The organism is Streptomyces sp. NPDC047982 (assembly GCF_043204165.1).
GTDB lineage: Bacteria > Actinomycetota > Actinomycetes > Streptomycetales > Streptomycetaceae > Streptomyces.
The window spans coordinates 432,532-444,988 of sequence record NZ_JBIDBS010000003.1 but is presented as its reverse complement, the minus strand read 5'-3'; the positions used below and the strand labels follow the sequence as shown (position 1 = coordinate 444,988).

The window sequence follows — 12,457 nt, the reverse complement described above, 5'->3', positions numbered from 1 at the left end:
CCTCGGGTTGGCGATCTTCTCACCGGTGGAAAGCGTCAGGAGGTGGTCCAGACCGACATCGACACCGACCGCCGCATCCGTGGCGGGGAGCGGCTTGACGGTGGGGTCGTCGCACAGCATGGAGACGAACCAGCGGCCGGCGCTGTCCTGGGAGACCGTCACGGTGGACGGCTTCGCCCCTTCCGGGAGCGGGCGCGACCACACGATGTCCAGCGGCTCGGCCATCTTCGCCAGGGTCAGCCTGCCGTCCCGGAAGCGGAAACCGCTGGTGGTGTACTCGGCGGACTTGCGGGACTTCTTGCGGGATTTGAAGCGCGGGTACTTGGCCCGCTTGGCGAAGAAGTTGGTGAACGCGGTCTGCAAGTGCCGCAGCGTCTGCTGCAACGGCACCGACGACACGTCGTTGAGGAAGGCCAGTTCCTCGGTTTTCTTCCACGCCGTCAGCAGGGCCGAGGTCTGGTTGTAATTGATCCGCTCCTGCCGTGTCCACGCCTCCGTGCGGGCCGCGAGCGCCAGGTTGTAGACCTTCCGCACACACCCGAACGTGCGCGACAGCTCCGCTGCCTGCGCATCGGTCGGACAGAAGCGGTACTTGAACGCCCGCTTCACACGGCTCACGGTCACGCTCACAAACTAATGCACCCACACGTGAAGATCAAACCTGCTGGTCAGAGCACTACGATCCGCCCCTGGCGGCGAATCGCAGCCCTTGCCCTGCTCCACAGGAGTCCGTTTCCTCTCCGCCCTGAAGGGCGGAGTATCCACGGAGGAATCAGATGAACAACCCCGCACGCACCGCCGCCTCCGACGACCCCGCCGGCTCCGGCGTCTCCCCCGGCGCCGATGGCTCTCCCGCCACCGCCGAGGTCACCATCTGGTCCCTGGAGCAGACCTCCCCGGACGATCTGCGCCCCGCCGCGCTCCCCGAGGGCGACGTGCGGATCGTGCGGTCCGAGCTGCCGCTGCCCGAGTTCAGCCGGTTCCTGTACACGGCGGTCGGCGGCGACATCCAGTGGACGGACCGGCTGCCGATGACGTACGCGCAGTGGCAGGAGGCCCTGGAGCGTCCCGGGGCGGAGACCTGGGTGGCGTACGAGAACGGGACCCCCGCCGGGTACATCGAGCTGGACCCGCAGGACGACGGCGTGGTCGAGATCATGTACTTCGGGCTGATACCCGCCTTCCGGGGGCGCCGGATCGGCGGTCACCTGCTCTCCTACGGGGTCGCCCGCGCCTGGGACCTGGCGGAGCGCTGGCCCGAGCGGACTCCGACGAAGCGGGTGTGGCTGCACACCTGTTCCAAGGACGGTCCGCACGCCATGGACAACTACCTGCGGCGGGGATTCCGGCTCTTCGACACGAAGGTGGACCTGGAACCCGTGGTGGACACTCCCGGCCCGTGGCCGGGCGCGGAGCGCTGAGAGCTTCGACGGAATCGGTGGCGGGGCGGTGGCACGACGGCACGGGCCCGCAGGGGTGGGCGTCGGGGCCAGTCATGGCCGTAACACCTCGCGCGTGCGGAGTGGCGCAAGGCGCACCATCTCGCATAGCAGAACTTTTTGGTCCGCATCATGGACGGTAGTGGACTGGCCGGAGCGAGGCGTGCCAGGCTGCCGTCATGCCCGGATCTGGAATCGCCCTGGTGAGTCGACGCCACGTCGACCTGGGCCGTATGTCCAGCGCCATCTGTCCGGTGAGCTGAGAGTCCCAGCACCGCCGCGCTCTCCCGTTCTTCCCCTTTTTCTTCCCCTCTGCGATCCCCCGCGCACCGCCGCGCCTCGATGCGAGTGTGCAGGTCAGAGCCGCCCTCCTGCTGTCCCGAAGGACGTATTTGTCATGGCCGCCACCCCGGATCAGCCCGCGACCACCACGCCCCGCCGCAAGGCCGGACGCCACCGTGGCGAGGGTCAGTGGGCCGTGGGGCACCACACTCCGCTCAACGGCAACGAGCAGTTCAAGAAGGACGACGACGGTCTCCATGTGCGGACACGCATTGAGACGATCTATGCCAAGCGCGGGTTCGACTCGATCGACCCCGACGACCTGCGCGGGCGCATGCGTTGGTGGGGCCTGTACACCCAGCGCAAGCCCGGGATCGACGGCGGCAAGACCGCGATCCTGAAGCCGGAGGAGCTGGACGACCGGTACTTCATGCTGCGGGTCAGGATCGACGGCGGCCGGCTGACCACCGCGCAGCTGCGGGTGATCGGTGAGGTCTCGCGGGAATACGCCCGCGGCACCGCGGACATCACCGACCGGCAGAACATCCAGCTGCACTGGATCCGCATCGAGGACGTCCCGGCGATCTGGGAGAAGCTGGAGGCCGTCGGGCTCTCCACCACCGAGGCGTGCGGCGACTGCCCCCGCGTGATCATCGGTTCTCCCGTGGCGGGCATCGCCGACGACGAGATCGTCGACGGCACCCCGGCGGTCGAGGAGATCCACGACCGCTACATCGGCGACAAGGAATTCTCCAACCTGCCGCGCAAGTTCAAGACCGCGGTCTCCGGTTCGCCGGTGCAGGACGTGGTGCACGAGATCAACGACATCGCGTTCGTCGGTGTGGTCCATCCCGAGCACGGCCCGGGCTTCGACGTGTGGGTCGGCGGCGGACTCTCCACCAACCCGCGGCTCGCCGAACGGCTGGGCGCCTGGGTGCCGCTGGACGAGGTCCCCGACGTCTGGGCCGGGGTCGTCGGCATCTTCCGCGACTACGGCTACCGGCGGCTGCGCAACCGCGCCCGGCTGAAATTCCTGGTGGCCGACTGGGGCCCCGCGAAGTTCCGTCAGGTGCTGGAGGACGAGTACCTGAAGCGCCCGTTGATCGACGGGCCCGCGCCCGAGCAGCCCAGCAGGCGCTGGCGCGACCACATCGGTGTGCACCGGCAGCGGGACGGCCGCTTCTACGTCGGCTTCGCCCCCCGGGTCGGCCGCGTGGACGGCTCCACGCTGGCCAAGATCGCCGACCTGGCTGCCGCGCACGGCTCGGACCGGCTGCGCACCACCGTCGAGCAGAAGATGCTCGTCCTCGACGTGGCAGAGGACCGGGTGGACTCGCTGGTCGCCGGACTGGAGGCGCTGGACTTCCAGGTGAGGCCGTCGCCGTTCCGGCGCGGCACGATGGCCTGCACCGGCATCGAGTTCTGCAAGCTGGCGATCGTCGAGACGAAGGCGCGCGGCGCCTCGCTGATCGACGAACTGGAGCGCAGGCTCCCGGACTTCGACGAACCGCTCACCATCAACCTCAACGGCTGCCCCAACGCCTGCGCCCGCATCCAGACCGCGGACATCGGCCTCAAGGGCCAGTTGGTCCTGGACGCCGACGGCAACCAGGTGGAGGGCTACCAGGTCCACCTCGGCGGCGCCCTCGGCCTGGAGGCCGGGTTCGGCCGCAAGGTCCGCGGCCTGAAGGTCACTTCGGCCGAACTGCCTGACTACGTCGAGCGCGTGCTCGTCCGTTTCCAGGAGGAGCGCGAGGAAGGCGAGCGGTTCGCGACCTGGGCGGCGCGAGCGAGCGCGGAGTCGCTGTCATGAGCGGGCGTGCCGTGCCGTTCCACTGCCCGTACTGCGGCGACGAGGACCTGCGCCCGCACGAGAGCGGACACGGCGCCTGGGAATGCGCCTCCTGCAACCGCGCTTTCCAGCTCAGGTTCCTGGGTCTGCTGACCCGGGGGCTGCGAAGCAATGACGGTGAAGAGGACGGGACATGACGAAAGATCAGCAGGACGCTCGCGTCGCGTCCGACGGTCTCCTCAAGACCGACGGCGTCCGCACGGCCGAGGACGGCGAGCACATCGGGAACGGTGACATCGGGAACCAGGACGCCGGGACCGACGGTCTCAGGGCCCTGGCCGAGCGGGCGGGCCGGGAGCTGGAGGACGCCTCCGCGCAGGAGATCCTGAAGTGGGCCGCCGACACCTTCGGCGAGAAGTTCTGCGTCACCTCCTCGATGGAGGACGCGGTCGTCGCCCACCTCGCCTCGCGCGTCCGCCCCGGCGTCGACGTGGTGTTCCTCGACACGGGCTATCACTTCCCCGAGACGATCGGCACCCGCGACGCGGTCGAGGCGGTGATGGACGTCAACGTCGTCACGCTCACCCCGCGGCAGACGGTGGCCGAGCAGGACGCCGCGTACGGGCCGGGGCTGCACGACCGCGACCCCGACCTGTGCTGCCGGCTGCGGAAGGTCCAGCCCCTCCAGGAGGGCCTGACCGGGTACACGGCCTGGGCGACGGGGCTGCGCCGCGACGAGTCCCCCACCCGGGCGAACACTCCGGTGGTCGGCTGGGACGAGAAGCGGCGCAAGGTCAAGATCTCCCCGATCGCCCGCTGGACGCAGAACGACGTGGACGCCTACGTGGTGGAGCACGGCGTCCTCACCAACCCGCTGCTGAGGGACGGCTACGCCTCCGTCGGCTGCGCACCCTGCACGCGCAGGGTGCCGGCGGGCGAGGACGCCCGCGCCGGACGCTGGGCCGGCCGGGGCAAGACCGAGTGCGGACTGCACGACTGATGACGGCCGGCGAACAGCCCGCCGAGGGACGACGGACGACGGCCGCGGGACGGCCGGCTGTGGGACGACTGATGACGACTGATCGGGAGACTTCGATGAGCGTGACGGAGACGGGAGCCACCATCTGGCTCACCGGTCTGCCGAGCGCGGGCAAGACCACCATCGCGTACGAGCTCGCCGGGCGGCTGCGCGGCGAGGGCCACCGCGTGGAGGTCCTCGACGGCGACGAGATCCGGGAGTTCCTCTCCGCCGGTCTCGGTTTCTCCCGCGAGGACCGCCACACCAACGTGCAGCGGATCGGTTTCGTCGCGGAGCTGCTGGCGGCCAACGGGGTCAAGGTACTGGTCCCGGTCATCGCCCCGTACGCGGACAGCCGCGACGCGGTGCGAAAGCGCCACCAGGCGGAGGGCACCCCGTATCTGGAGGTGCACGTCGCCACGCCGGTCGAGGTCTGCTCGGAGCGCGACGTGAAGGGGCTCTACGCCCAACAGGCCGCGGGCGAGATCAGCGGGCTGACCGGCGTCGACGACCCCTACGAGGAGCCCGAGGCGCCGGACCTGAGGATCGAGTCGCACCGGCAGACCGTGCAGGAGTCGGCGGCGGAGCTGTACGCGCTGCTGAGCGAGAGGGGTGCGGCATGAGAGCCGTCGCGAACGTGTCGGAGGGCACCGACAGCCCGTACGCAGTCAGTCACCTGGACTCCCTGGAGTCGGAGGCAGTGCACATCTTCCGCGAGGTGGCGGGCGAGTTCGAGCGACCGGTGGTCCTGTTCTCCGGTGGCAAGGACTCCATCGTGATGCTGCACCTGGCGCTCAAGGCGTTCACGCCGGCGCCGGTGCCGTTCGCGCTGCTGCACGTCGACACCGGGCACAACTTCCCCGAGGTGCTGGAGTACCGCGACCGCACCGTGGCCCGGCACGGGCTGCGGCTGCACGTCGCCTCGGTGCAGGAGTACATCGACGCGGGGACGCTCCGCGAACGACCGGACGGCACCCGCAACCCGCTCCAGACGGTGCCGCTGACCGACGCCATTCAGCAGAACCGTTTCGACGCGGTGTTCGGCGGCGGGCGCCGCGACGAGGAGAAGGCGCGCGCCAAGGAGCGGGTGTTCTCGCTGCGCGACGAGTTCTCCCAGTGGGACCCGCGCCGCCAGCGCCCCGAGCTGTGGCAGCTGTACAACGGCCGGCACGCCCCCGGCGAACACGTCCGGGTCTTCCCGCTCTCCAACTGGACCGAGCTGGACGTCTGGCAGTACATCGCCCGGGAGGGCATCGAGCTGCCGGAGATCTACTTCGCCCATGAGCGCGAGGTCTTCAGCCGTTCCGGGATGTGGCTGACCGAGGGCGACTGGGGCGGCCCCGAGGAGGGGGAGCGAGTCGAGACCCGCCGGGTCCGCTACCGCACGGTCGGCGACATGTCGTGCACCGGCGCGATCGACTCCGACGCCACCACGCTCGACGCCGTGATCGCCGAGATCGCCGCCTCCCGGCTCACCGAGCGGGGCGCGACGCGCGCCGACGACAAGCTGTCCGAGGCCGCGATGGAAGACCGCAAGCGCGAGGGGTACTTCTGAGATGACCACGACCACATCCACCCGGAGCACGGAGCGGCTGTCGGCCACCACCCTGCTGCGGTTCGCCACCGCCGGGTCCGTCGACGACGGCAAGTCCACCCTCGTGGGGCGTCTGCTGCACGACTCCAAGTCGGTCCTGGCCGACCAGCTCGAGGCCGTCGAGCACGCCTCCCGCAACCGCGGCCAGCAGGCCCCCGACCTGGCGCTGCTGACCGACGGGCTGCGGGCCGAGCGCGAGCAGGGCATCACCATCGACGTGGCGTACCGCTACTTCGCGACGCCGCGCCGCCGGTTCGTCCTGGCCGACACCCCGGGGCATGTGCAGTACACCCGGAACATGGTGACGGGCGCCTCGACGGCCGAACTCGCCGTCGTGCTGGTCGACGCCCGCAACGGGGTCGTCGAGCAGACCCGCCGGCACGCCGCGGTCGCCGCGCTGCTGCGCGTGCCGCACGTGGTGCTGGCCGTCAACAAGATGGACCTGGTCGACTACGCGGAACCGGTGTTCGCCACGATCGCCGAGAAGTTCACCGCCTACGCCGCGTCGCTGGGCGTGCCGGAGATCACCGCGATCCCGATCTCGGCGCTGGCCGGTGACAACGTGGTGGAGCCGTCCGCGCACATGGACTGGTACGGCGGGCCGACCGTGCTGGAGCACCTGGAGACGGTGCCGGTCAGCCACGACCTCACCGCCTGCCACGCCCGCTTCCCGGTGCAGTACGTCATCCGGCCGCAGACCGCCGAGCACCCCGACTACCGGGGCTACGCGGGCCGGATAGCGGCGGGCGCGTTCCGGGTCGGCGAGGCCGTGACCGTGCTGCCCTCGGGCCGTACGTCGACCGTCAGCGCCATCGACGCGCTCGGTGAGAGCGTGGACGTCGCCTGGGCGCCTCAGTCCGTGACACTGCGGCTGGCCGACGACATCGACATCTCGCGCGGCGACCTGATCGCGCCGGTCGCCGACGCCCCGGCGGTGACCCAGGACGTCGAGGCGACCGTCTGCCACGTCGCCGACCAGCCGCTCGTCGTCGGACAGCGGGTGCTGCTCAAGCACACCACCCGCACGGTGAAGGCGATCGTCAAGGACATCCCCTCGCGGCTGACCCTGGACGACCTCTCCCAGCACCCGGCGCCGGGCCGCCTCGTCGCCAACGACATCGGCCGGGTGGTGATCCGCACGGCGCAGCCGCTCGCCCTCGACGCGTACGCGGACTCCCGGCGCACCGGCTCCTTCCTGCTGATCGACCCGGCGGACGGTACGACGCTGACGGCCGGGATGGCCGGCACCTCGTTCGCCGCCGCGTCCGGCGACGGGGCCGAGGACACCGCCGACGCCGAATGGGACTTCTGATGGGTATCGACGTCCACGCCACGTCCGGCGACCTGCATCTCGCGTCCGCGGCTGTCCGCGCCACGTTCGCGGACGTCTACTCCACGTTCGCGAAGGAGGGCGGCCGTGTCGGCAGCGGCGCCCTCGGCAGCGGTCAGGGCGGGGTCGCACGATGTGCGCGGTGCGAGCGGTGTGCGTGATGTGCCCGATGACGTACACGCACCGCTCGCGCCGCCGCGCGCACCGACCGCACGGCCGGTTCGTCCGCGCGTACGGTCGATTCATCAGATTCATCCGATTCACCCGGTTTTGCCGGTTCAGACGAAGACCTGCCGACTCCCGGCCGCGTCCCCGTGGATTCCGAGGGACGTGAGCGCCGGGCCGACGAGAGGAAACACCTCCCGTGCCTGCCCTCCGTACCACCGCGCGCCGCCGCCAGGCCGCCGTCGCCGCCCTCCCGCTGCTCGCCGTGGCGCTCACCGCCTGCGGCTACGGCTCCCAGGCGAAGGACGACGGGACGAAGCCGGGCGTCGCCGCAGGCGCGAAGAAGCTCTCCGTGGACACCGTACGGATCGGCTACTTCCCCAACCTCACACACGCCACCGCCCTGGTGGGCGACCAGGAGGGCCTGTTCCAGAAGGAACTGGGCGGCACCGCGCTCAAGACCTCGCAGTTCAACGCGGGCCCGTCCGAGATCGAGGCGCTGAACGCCGAATCGATCGACATCGGCTTCATCGGTCCCTCGCCGTCCATCAACGGATACACCAGGTCCAAGGGCAAGTCCCTGCGGATCATCGGCGGTTCGGCCTCCGGCGGGGTCAAGCTGGTCGTCGACCCGAAGAAGATCAAGACCCTGGACGACCTCAAGGGCAAGAGGATCGCCACCCCGCAGCTCGGCAATACCCAGGACGTGGCCTTCCTCAACTGGATCTCCGGGAAGGGCTGGAAGGTCGACGCCCAGAGCGGCAAGGGCGACGTGTCCGTGGTCCGCACGGACAACAAGGTGACCCCGGACGCCTTCACGTCCGGTTCGGTCGACGGCGCCTGGGTCCCCGAGCCCACCGCGTCCAAGCTGGTCGCCGAGGGCGCGAGAGAACTGCTCGACGAGTCGTCGCTGTGGCCGGGCGACACGTTCGTGATCACCAACATCATCGTGTCGCAGAAGTTCCTGAGTGAACACCCGGACGTCGTCGAGGCGGTGCTGCGCGGCTCGGTGAGGACCAACGAGTGGATCAACGCCGACCCGGACGAGGCGAAGGCGTCCGCGAACGCCGCGCTGAAGAAGCTCACCGGCAAGGCGCTGCCCGCCGAGATCCTCGACCCGGCGTGGAAGTCCATCCGGATCACCGACGACCCGCTGGCCGCAACGCTCGACGCGCAGGCGCGGCACGCGGTGAAGGCCGGACTGCTGGAGAAGCCCGACCTGAACGGCATCTACGACCTGAAGCCGCTGAACAAAGTCCTGAAGGCCGCGGGCAGACCCGAGGTCTCCGACGCCGGTCTCGGCGTCAACTAGCTCCGCCCGAACCCGAATCCGGGACCCGGGACCCGGGACCCGGGACCCGGATTCAGATCCCCAGGAGGTGACGACCATGGCGACCACGCTCACCAGGGCCGAGGACCGTGCTGCGGTCGGGCACGCCGCCCGTATCTCGCACGTCTCCAAGTCCTTCGGCGGACCGGAGGGACCGCAACTCGTCCTGGACGACATCTCGCTCGATGTCGCGCCCGGCGAGTTCGTCACCCTCCTGGGGGCCTCCGGGTGCGGAAAGTCGACGCTGCTCAACCTGGTGGCCGGGCTCGACCGCCCGACGACCGGGGTCATCGAGACGCCCGGCGGGCGGCCGGCCCTGATGTTCCAGGAACACGCGCTGTTCCCGTGGCTGACCGCGGGCCGCAACGTCGAACTGGCGCTGCGGCTGCGCGGCGTGCCCAGGCCCCAGCGGCGGTCGGAGGCGGAGCGGCTGCTCGGACTCGTCCGGCTCGGCGGGGCGTACAAGAAGCGCGTGCACGAGCTCTCGGGCGGCATGCGGCAGCGCGTGGCGATGGCCCGCGCCCTCGCCCAGGACAGCCAACTGTTGCTGATGGACGAGCCGTTCGCCGCACTCGACGCCATCACCCGGGACGTGCTGCACGACGAACTGACCCGGATCTGGCGGGAGACGAACGTCTCGGTCCTCTTCGTCACGCACAACGTGCGCGAGGCGGTGCGGCTCGCCCAGCGGGTCGTCCTGCTGTCGTCCCGCCCCGGCCGGATCGCCCGCGAGTGGACCGTCGGTATCGAGCAGCCGCGCCGGATCGAGGACAACGCGGTCGCGGAACTGTCCGTCGAGATCACCGAACAACTGCGTGGGGAGATCCGCCGCCATGGCCGGCACTGACACCGGGCCCGACGACCTGGCGGCGGGCCTGGAGGCCGGACTCGACGCCCTGGACGCCGTACAGGCGCGCCGCACCCCGGTGCGCGAGGTGCTGCTACGCAAGGCGCTGCCGCCGCTGCTGGCGGTGGGCCTGGTGCTCGTCGTCTGGCACCTCCTCGTCCGGGCCCACGTCACCGACGACTACAAGCTGCCGTCCCCGGCCGCGGTGTGGCGGAGCGCGACCGACATGTGGCTCCGGGGAACCCTCCTGGACGTCATCTGGACCAGCGTCTCGCGCGGTCTGCTCGGCTTCCTGCTGGCCGTGGCGATCGGTACGCCGCTGGGGCTGCTGGTGGCCCGGGTGAAGACCGTACGGGCGGCGATCGGCCCGATCCTGTCCGGGCTGCAGTCCCTGCCGTCGGTCGCCTGGGTGGCGCCCGCCGTGATCTGGCTCGGCCTGAACGACCGGATGATGTACGCGGTGATCCTGCTGGGTGCGGTGCCCTCGGTCGCCAACGGTCTGGTGTCGGGCGTCGACCAGGTGCCACCGCTGTTCCTCAGGGCGGGCCGCACGCTCGGCGCGACGGGGTTGCGCGGGACCCGGCACATCGTGCTGCCCGCCGCTCTGCCGGGTTATCTGGCCGGTCTCAAGCAGGGCTGGGCGTTCTCCTGGCGCTCGCTGATGGCCGCCGAGATCATCGCTTCCTCGCCCGATCTGGGGCTGGGGCTGGGGCAGTTGCTGGAGAACGGCCGCAACAACGCGGACATGCCCGGCATCTTCCTCTCCATCGTCCTGATCCTGTTCGTCGGCATCGCGATCGACCTGCTGATCTTCAGTCCGCTGGAGCGGTGGGTGCTGCGCAGCCGCGGTCTCCTCGTCGAGAACTGAGCCACGCCATGCCCGCCCCGGTCCTCCTCGTCATCGCCCACGGCAGCCGCGACCCGCGGCACGCGGCGACCGTGCACGCGCTCACCGCGCGGGTGCGGTCGCTGCGGCCGGGGCTGCGCGTGGAGACCGGCTTCCTGGACTTCAACGCCCCTTCCGTACCGAGGGTGTTGGAACGCCTCGCGGCACAGGGCGCCGGCCGCGCCGATGACACGGCCGACGTCATCGCGCTGCCGCTGCTGCTGACCCGGGCCTTCCACGCCAAGTCCGACATCCCCACGGTGCTGCGCGAGGCCCGGACCCGGCTGCCCCGGCTGCGCGTCCGCCAGGCCGACGTGCTCGGGCCGTCGCCGCTGCTGAACGCGGCGCTGGAACGACGACTGCACGAGGCCGGAGTCCACCCCGGCGACCGTGCCTCGACCGGTCTCGTCCTGGCCTCGGCGGGCTCCACGGACCCGGAGGCGATCGCAGTGATCGCTGAAATCGCGCGGGAGCTGCGGCACACCGGTTGGTGCGCCGTGCGGCCTGCGTTCGCCTCCGCCGCATCTCCCGCAGGGTTCCCCCGCACCGAGGACGCGCTGCGGGCCCTGCGGGTCGAGGGGGTGCGGCGGGTGGCGGTGGCCCCGTACGTCATCGCCCCCGGCCGACTCCCCGACCGGATAGCGGCGGGCGCGGCCGGGGCGGACGTGCTGGCCGAAGTCCTGGGCCCGGCGGATGAGTTGGCCCGGCTGTTGCTGCACCGGTACGACGAGGCCCGCGCCCCGGCCGGGCGTGGGCGTGCCGCCCCGGCCGCGCGAGCGACGGCGCCGTCCGGGCACGTGGCCGGGTGCGCGCGGACGGCCCCGCTCAGCGCGTAGCCCGGGACCGGACGGTCGCCGGCCGGGCGGGGCCTGTGGCGCGGTCCACGTCCCAGGTGTCCTTGGCCGTCTCCTCGACGTGCCTCGCGTGATCTCGGCAGCGGAAGTGGCCGATCCCCCGAGGTCGGCCTCGCCCTCCCAGACGGCCGGATCGGGCCGGGCGGCACGCGCTGGGCGCCATCCCCGCCCTCTACGGGGAGCGCGAGAAGCACGCACGGGGCCGGGCAACCCGAAACATGCGACGAGACCGACCTGTACCCCGATGCCGGATGTCCGCCAGCGCCTGCGGCAGGCGGGCTGCGCCGCACCTTTCGGGTGGCGGGTTGCCGCTACGGCACGTCAGTGCGGCATGGCGGACAGAGCCGTGGCGATGGTGGTGATCTGCGCGGGCTCGGCCACCATCAGCATGACGGTCCCTTCGCGCACATCGGCCTCGGCCACCGGGCGGAAGCCTCCGGCGGCGTACCGCTCCTGGGCGGCGGTGTCCTCGACGGCCGGGGCCGCTGTGATGCGGCGGCAGGACGGATCGGCCGTGAAGAGGGCCGCGACCAGGGAGTGGAGCAGCCCGGCGGTGTCCTGGCCGCCGTCGGCCGACGCGGTCTGCGTGACGTCCAGCTCCAGCAGCAGATCGTGTGCGCCGACCGGGTAGCAGCCGCGCAGCGGATGGTGCAGCACCCGGTGGATCGTCACGCGGGCGCCCGGCCGGCCGTCGTGCCCGGTGCTCGCCGTGTAGGTGCGGACGGCGCCCGCCGGAGCAGCGCCGAAGGGGGCGGTGGCCCCTGCGGTGGGACTGGACCCGGCAGGGCGCAGGTCCCATCCGGAGACGTGGCCGGGGAGCGTCGGGACGGGCAGCGGGAGGTGGCCGGCGGTGGTGAGCGTCATGGGCGGCGACCCTTCGTGGTGGGGGAACCCGGCATGCGGTGGACCGGGAAGCGCGA

15 protein-coding genes are annotated in these 12,457 nt (G+C 71.2%); 13 read left to right on the top strand and 2 right to left on the bottom strand.

Features of this window, described 5'->3' with window-relative positions; all coding sequences use genetic code 11:
* On the bottom strand, nucleotides 1–624 hold a 624-nt coding region (locus ACGF2V_RS05555; protein WP_392910858.1), incomplete at its 3' end, for an RNA-guided endonuclease InsQ/TnpB family protein.
* A gap of 152 nt (nucleotides 625–776) precedes the next feature.
* Here ACGF2V_RS05555 and ACGF2V_RS05550 point away from each other — a divergent pair.
* From ACGF2V_RS05550 to ACGF2V_RS05490, 13 genes are all read left to right on the top strand, one after another.
* The gene (locus ACGF2V_RS05550) at nucleotides 777–1,421 is read left to right on the top strand and encodes a GNAT family N-acetyltransferase (RefSeq protein ID WP_362627917.1); all 645 of its coding nucleotides are present in this window, start codon (nucleotides 777–779) and stop codon (nucleotides 1,419–1,421) included.
* 197 nt (nucleotides 1,422–1,618) lie between these two features.
* Complete coding sequence (locus ACGF2V_RS05545) at nucleotides 1,619–1,702, top strand: putative leader peptide (RefSeq protein WP_362628009.1); 84 nt, start codon at nucleotides 1,619–1,621, stop codon at nucleotides 1,700–1,702.
* 134 nt (nucleotides 1,703–1,836) lie between these two features.
* Nucleotides 1,837–3,534, top strand: a complete 1,698-nt coding sequence (locus ACGF2V_RS05540; protein WP_362710363.1) for a nitrite/sulfite reductase — start codon at nucleotides 1,837–1,839, stop codon at nucleotides 3,532–3,534.
* A complete protein-coding gene (locus ACGF2V_RS05535; protein ID WP_362627923.1) occupies nucleotides 3,531–3,710 on the top strand; it encodes a hypothetical protein in 180 nt (59 codons plus the stop codon). Before ACGF2V_RS05540 ends, ACGF2V_RS05535 begins: the two co-directional genes overlap by 4 nt.
* Entirely contained in the window at nucleotides 3,707–4,513 is an 807-nt protein-coding gene (locus ACGF2V_RS05530; RefSeq protein WP_362710365.1) for a phosphoadenylyl-sulfate reductase, read from the top strand. The genes ACGF2V_RS05535 and ACGF2V_RS05530 overlap by 4 nt, the downstream gene beginning before the upstream one ends.
* Before the next feature lie 95 nt (nucleotides 4,514–4,608).
* The gene (gene cysC, locus ACGF2V_RS05525) at nucleotides 4,609–5,154 is read left to right on the top strand and encodes an adenylyl-sulfate kinase (RefSeq protein WP_362627928.1); all 546 of its coding nucleotides are present in this window, start codon (nucleotides 4,609–4,611) and stop codon (nucleotides 5,152–5,154) included.
* Nucleotides 5,151–6,086 (top strand): sulfate adenylyltransferase subunit CysD, encoded by a 936-nt coding sequence (cysD, locus tag ACGF2V_RS05520; RefSeq protein WP_362627931.1) that lies wholly within the window; start codon nucleotides 5,151–5,153, stop codon nucleotides 6,084–6,086. Before cysC ends, cysD begins: the two co-directional genes overlap by 4 nt.
* A gap of 1 nt (nucleotide 6,087) precedes the next feature.
* Complete coding sequence (locus ACGF2V_RS05515; protein ID WP_362627934.1) at nucleotides 6,088–7,437, top strand: GTP-binding protein; 1,350 nt, start codon at nucleotides 6,088–6,090, stop codon at nucleotides 7,435–7,437.
* Nucleotides 7,437–7,616 carry a hypothetical protein gene (locus ACGF2V_RS05510; RefSeq protein ID WP_362710424.1) on the top strand — a complete coding sequence of 60 codons (180 nt, stop codon included), beginning with the start codon at nucleotides 7,437–7,439 and terminating at the stop codon, nucleotides 7,614–7,616. The genes ACGF2V_RS05515 and ACGF2V_RS05510 overlap by 1 nt, the downstream gene beginning before the upstream one ends.
* A 203-nt stretch (nucleotides 7,617–7,819) precedes the next feature.
* Nucleotides 7,820–8,932: an aliphatic sulfonate ABC transporter substrate-binding protein gene (locus ACGF2V_RS05505; protein WP_362710368.1), complete on the top strand. Its 1,113-nt coding sequence runs from the start codon at nucleotides 7,820–7,822 to the stop codon at nucleotides 8,930–8,932.
* A gap of 76 nt (nucleotides 8,933–9,008) precedes the next feature.
* Nucleotides 9,009–9,797, top strand: a complete 789-nt coding sequence (locus ACGF2V_RS05500) for an ABC transporter ATP-binding protein (RefSeq protein ID WP_362627940.1) — start codon at nucleotides 9,009–9,011, stop codon at nucleotides 9,795–9,797.
* Nucleotides 9,784–10,665 carry an ABC transporter permease gene (locus ACGF2V_RS05495; protein ID WP_362627943.1) on the top strand — a complete coding sequence of 294 codons (882 nt, stop codon included), beginning with the start codon at nucleotides 9,784–9,786 and terminating at the stop codon, nucleotides 10,663–10,665. Before ACGF2V_RS05500 ends, ACGF2V_RS05495 begins: the two co-directional genes overlap by 14 nt.
* A gap of 8 nt (nucleotides 10,666–10,673) precedes the next feature.
* The gene (locus tag ACGF2V_RS05490) at nucleotides 10,674–11,519 is read left to right on the top strand and encodes a CbiX/SirB N-terminal domain-containing protein (RefSeq protein WP_362627946.1); all 846 of its coding nucleotides are present in this window, start codon (nucleotides 10,674–10,676) and stop codon (nucleotides 11,517–11,519) included.
* A gap of 339 nt (nucleotides 11,520–11,858) precedes the next feature.
* Here the strand turns inward: ACGF2V_RS05490 and ACGF2V_RS05485 are convergent, their stop codons facing one another.
* Nucleotides 11,859–12,401 carry a GNAT family N-acetyltransferase gene (locus tag ACGF2V_RS05485; RefSeq protein ID WP_362710371.1) on the bottom strand — a complete coding sequence of 181 codons (543 nt, stop codon included), beginning with the start codon at nucleotides 12,399–12,401 and terminating at the stop codon, nucleotides 11,859–11,861.
* Nucleotides 12,402–12,457: the final 56 nt, after the last annotated feature.

Bases quoted from the DNA above. Each gene is read 5' to 3' on its own strand.
- ACGF2V_RS05550 (WP_362627917.1), top strand. From the start codon at position 777: ATGAACAACCCCGCACGCACCGCCGCCTCCGACGACCCCGCCGGCTCC.
- ACGF2V_RS05545 (WP_362628009.1), top strand. From the start codon at position 1,619: ATGCCCGGATCTGGAATCGCCCTGGTGAGTCGACGCCACGTCGACCTG.
- ACGF2V_RS05540 (WP_362710363.1), top strand. From the start codon at position 1,837: ATGGCCGCCACCCCGGATCAGCCCGCGACCACCACGCCCCGCCGCAAG.
- ACGF2V_RS05535 (WP_362627923.1), top strand. From the start codon at position 3,531: ATGAGCGGGCGTGCCGTGCCGTTCCACTGCCCGTACTGCGGCGACGAG.
- ACGF2V_RS05530 (WP_362710365.1), top strand. From the start codon at position 3,707: ATGACGAAAGATCAGCAGGACGCTCGCGTCGCGTCCGACGGTCTCCTC.
- cysC (WP_362627928.1), top strand. From the start codon at position 4,609: ATGAGCGTGACGGAGACGGGAGCCACCATCTGGCTCACCGGTCTGCCG.
- cysD (WP_362627931.1), top strand. From the start codon at position 5,151: ATGAGAGCCGTCGCGAACGTGTCGGAGGGCACCGACAGCCCGTACGCA.
- ACGF2V_RS05515 (WP_362627934.1), top strand. From the start codon at position 6,088: ATGACCACGACCACATCCACCCGGAGCACGGAGCGGCTGTCGGCCACC.
- ACGF2V_RS05510 (WP_362710424.1), top strand. From the start codon at position 7,437: ATGGGTATCGACGTCCACGCCACGTCCGGCGACCTGCATCTCGCGTCC.
- ACGF2V_RS05500 (WP_362627940.1), top strand. From the start codon at position 9,009: ATGGCGACCACGCTCACCAGGGCCGAGGACCGTGCTGCGGTCGGGCAC.
- ACGF2V_RS05495 (WP_362627943.1), top strand. From the start codon at position 9,784: ATGGCCGGCACTGACACCGGGCCCGACGACCTGGCGGCGGGCCTGGAG.
- ACGF2V_RS05490 (WP_362627946.1), top strand. From the start codon at position 10,674: ATGCCCGCCCCGGTCCTCCTCGTCATCGCCCACGGCAGCCGCGACCCG.
- ACGF2V_RS05485 (WP_362710371.1), bottom strand. From the start codon at position 12,401: ATGACGCTCACCACCGCCGGCCACCTCCCGCTGCCCGTCCCGACGCTC.